This window comes from Stutzerimonas stutzeri, assembly GCF_000935215.1.
GTDB lineage: Bacteria > Pseudomonadota > Gammaproteobacteria > Pseudomonadales > Pseudomonadaceae > Stutzerimonas.
Map to the genome: position 1 here is coordinate 1 of NZ_JXXD01000262.1, position 3,464 is coordinate 3,464.

Below are 3,464 nucleotides of genomic sequence, written 5' to 3' on the forward strand. Positions count from 1 at the left end.
TGTTCGTCGAGATACGCCGGCGACGCATACAGCCGCAGCACGTAGTCGGTCAGCCGGGTGATGATGAACGGTCCACGCTCCGGACGTTCCAGGGTGATGACGATATCCGCCTCGTGGCGCGACAGGCGCACCGCCCTCGGCAGCGCCAGCAGGTCGATGTTCAGGTGCGGATAGCGTCGGCTGAGCCCAGTTAGTTGGCCGGCAAGCATCACCGTGCCGTAACCCTCCGTCGCGCCGATACGTACCTGCCCGGAAAGGCCATCACCCATGCTCGGCAACGAATGCTCGATGGCCACGCTGGCGCTTTCCATCGCTTCCACTCGCGGCAGCAGATTGCGCCCGGCTTCGGTGAGCTTGTAACCACCCGGCTCGCGCAGGAACAGCTGCAGGCCCATGCTTTTTTCCAGCGCCTGCAAACGACGGGACACGGTGGTGTGGTCGACAGCGAGCCGGCGCGCCGCGGTCGTCAGCCGCCCCGCTCGGGCGACCTCGAGGAAATAGCGCAGATTGTCCCAGTCCATGGTTGAAGCCTCCATTAGCTCCTGTGCATTTATGCAGAACGACTCTGCAGTCGATCGCATTGTAATGTGGTTTTTTGCATTGCTACATTCGGTGCAACTGGTCGCAGCCGTCCGCGAGCCATAACAACAACAGTGCCTTCTCAGGCGGAGAGCCTTATGACAACGTCCAGCTCCATTCCTACCGTCAAATTGCTGATCGACGGTGAATTTATCGAATCGACCAGCCAGGACTGGCGCGATGTCGTCAACCCGGCGACCCAGGAAGTCCTGGCGCGCGTGCCTTTTGCGACTGCCGAGGAAATCGACCGCGCCGTCGCCAGCGGCCAGAAAGCCTTCAAGACCTGGCGCAAGACACCGATCGGTGCGCGTGCGCGCATCTTCCTCAAGTACCAGCAGCTGATCCGCGAGAACATGAAGGAGCTGGCGGCGATCCTCACCGCCGAACAGGGCAAGACCCTGGCCGATGCCGAGGGCGACGTGTTCCGCGGCCTGGAAGTGGTCGAGCACGCCGCCGGTATTGGCAACCTGCAGCTCGGCGAGCTGGCGAACAACGTCGCCGCCGGCGTCGATACCTATACCCTGCTGCAGCCGCTGGGCGTCTGCGCCGGCATCACCCCGTTCAACTTCCCGGCGATGATTCCGCTGTGGATGTTCCCGATGGCCATCGCCACCGGCAATACCTTCGTCCTCAAGCCGTCCGAACAGGACCCGATGGTCACCATGCGCCTGTGCGAACTGGCGCTGGAAGCCGGCGTGCCACCGGGCGTGCTCAACGTGGTGCACGGCGGGCCGGACGTGGTGAACGCGATCTGCGACCACCCGGATATCAAGGCGGTGTCCTTCGTTGGCTCGACCAGGGTCGGCACACATGTCTACAACCGCGCAAGCCAGGCCGGCAAGCGCGTGCAGTGCATGATGGGCGCGAAGAACCACGCCATCGTGCTGCCCGATGCGCACAAGGAACAGACCCTCAACAACCTCGCCGGTGCCGCTTTCGGTGCGGCCGGCCAGCGCTGCATGGCGCTGTCGGTGGTGGTGCTGGTGGGTGAAGCGCAGGCCTGGATTCCCGATCTGGTAGCCAAGGCGCAGACGCTCAAGGTCAACGCCGGTGTCGAGGCCGGCACCGATGTCGGTCCGCTGGTTTCCTGCGCGGCGCTGGATCGCGTCAGCGGGCTGATCGAACGCGGCGTACGCGAAGGCGCCAAGCTGGAGCTGGACGGCCGCAACCCGAGCGTCAGCGGCTACGAAAAGGGCAACTTCGTCGGCCCGACGATCTTCTCCGGCGTTACCCGCGAGATGAGCATCTATCAGGAAGAAATTTTCGGCCCGGTCCTCTGCGTCATGGCGGCAGCGACCATGGACGAAGCCATCGAACTGATCAACGCCAACCCGAATGGTAACGGCACCGCCATCTTCACCCGTTCCGGTGCCGCGGCGCGGCACTTCCAGGAAGAGATCGACGTGGGTCAGGTAGGCATCAACGTACCGATCCCGGTGCCGGTGCCGATGTTCTCCTTCACCGGCTCGCGCGCTTCCAAGCTCGGCGACCTCGGCCCGTACGGCAAGCAGGTGGTGCAGTTCTACACCCAGACCAAGACCATCACCGAACGCTGGTTCGATGAGAACGAGGTCGGCGGCCCGGTCAACACCACCATCAATCTGAAGTGAAATCACTCACCTAGCCGGCGCGCGCGCCGGCCCTGAAGGATGCTGAAATGACATTCGAAACCCTGCTCGTAGAAATCAAAGAACGCGTTGCTCTGATCACCCTTAACCGGCCGCAGGCGCTCAATGCGCTCAATGCCCAGCTGATCAGCGAACTGAACCAGGCCCTGGGCCAGCTCGAGGCCGATCCGCAGGTCGGCTGCGTCGTGCTCACTGGCTCGGCCAAGGCCTTCGCCGCCGGTGCCGACATCAAGGAAATGGCCGAGCTGTCCTACCCGCAGGTCTATCTCGATGACCTGTTCGCCGAAGCCGACCGCATCGCCACGCGCCGCAAGCCGCTGATTGCCGCCGTCGCCGGTTACGCCCTGGGCGGCGGCTGCGAGCTGGCATTGCTCTGCGACATGATCTTTGCCGCCGACAACGCGCGTTTCGGCCAGCCGGAAGTCAATCTCGGCGTGCTGCCGGGTATTGGCGGCACCCAGCGCCTGACCCGCGCCGTGGGCAAGGCCAAGGCGATGGACATGTGCCTGACCGGTCGCCAGATGGACGCCGCCGAAGCCGAGCGCGCCGGCCTCGTCGCCCGTGTGTTCCCAGCCGAAAGCCTGCTGGAGGAAACCCTCAAGGCCGCCCGGGTGATCGCCGAGAAATCCCTGCCGGCCACCATGATGATCAAGGAAAGCGTCAATCGCGCCTTCGAAACCACGCTGGCCGAAGGCATCCGCTTCGAGCGTCGTGTGTTCCACGCGGTGTTCGCCACTGCCGACCAGAAGGAAGGCATGGCCGCGTTCAGCGAGAAGCGCAAGCCTGAGTTCACCAATCGCTAAGCCGCATCTGGCCATAACAAGAAGAGGAAACACGCCATGCATATCGGATTTATCGGTCTGGGCAACATGGGTGCGCCCATGGCCCACAACCTGCTCAAGGCAGGCCACCAGCTCAGCGTCTTCGACCTCAACGCCGCGGCCGTCGAAAGCCTGGTCGGCGCCGGCGCGCTGCCGGTCGACTCCCCGACCTCCATCGCCCAGGGCAACGCCGAGCTGATCATCACCATGCTACCGGCCGCCGCCCATGTGAAGAGCGTGTACCTGGGCGAGAACGGCCTGATCGCCAGCAGCCGTGCCGGTGTGATGCTGATCGACTGCTCCACCATCGACCCGCACAGCGCCCGCGAAGTGGCCAAGGCCGCCGCCGAGCATGGCAACCCGATGCTCGACGCACCGGTTTCGGGCGGCACCGGCGGGGCGGCAGCCGGCACCCTGACTTTTATGGTCGGCGGCA

General features: G+C 64.3%; 4 protein-coding genes. 3 read left to right on the forward strand and 1 reads right to left on the reverse strand.

Annotated features, from left to right (window positions below):
• Positions 1 to 521, reverse strand: a 521-nt coding sequence (locus LO50_RS21530) for a LysR family transcriptional regulator (RefSeq protein WP_044316314.1), incomplete at its 3' end; no start/stop codon positions are given.
• 156 nt (positions 522 to 677) lie between these two features.
• Here LO50_RS21530 and LO50_RS21535 point away from each other — a divergent pair.
• The 3 genes from LO50_RS21535 to LO50_RS21545 form a co-directional block, all read left to right on the forward strand.
• Positions 678 to 2,189 (forward strand): CoA-acylating methylmalonate-semialdehyde dehydrogenase, encoded by a 1,512-nt coding sequence (locus LO50_RS21535; protein WP_044316315.1) that lies wholly within the window; start codon positions 678 to 680, stop codon positions 2,187 to 2,189.
• Positions 2,190 to 2,236: 47 nt separating this feature from the next.
• A complete protein-coding gene (locus LO50_RS21540; RefSeq protein WP_044316316.1) occupies positions 2,237 to 3,010 on the forward strand; it encodes an enoyl-CoA hydratase in 774 nt (257 codons plus the stop codon).
• 36 nt (positions 3,011 to 3,046) lie between these two features.
• The coding region (locus LO50_RS21545) for an NAD(P)-binding domain-containing protein (RefSeq protein WP_044316317.1) at positions 3,047 to 3,464 on the forward strand (418 nt) is incomplete at its 3' end.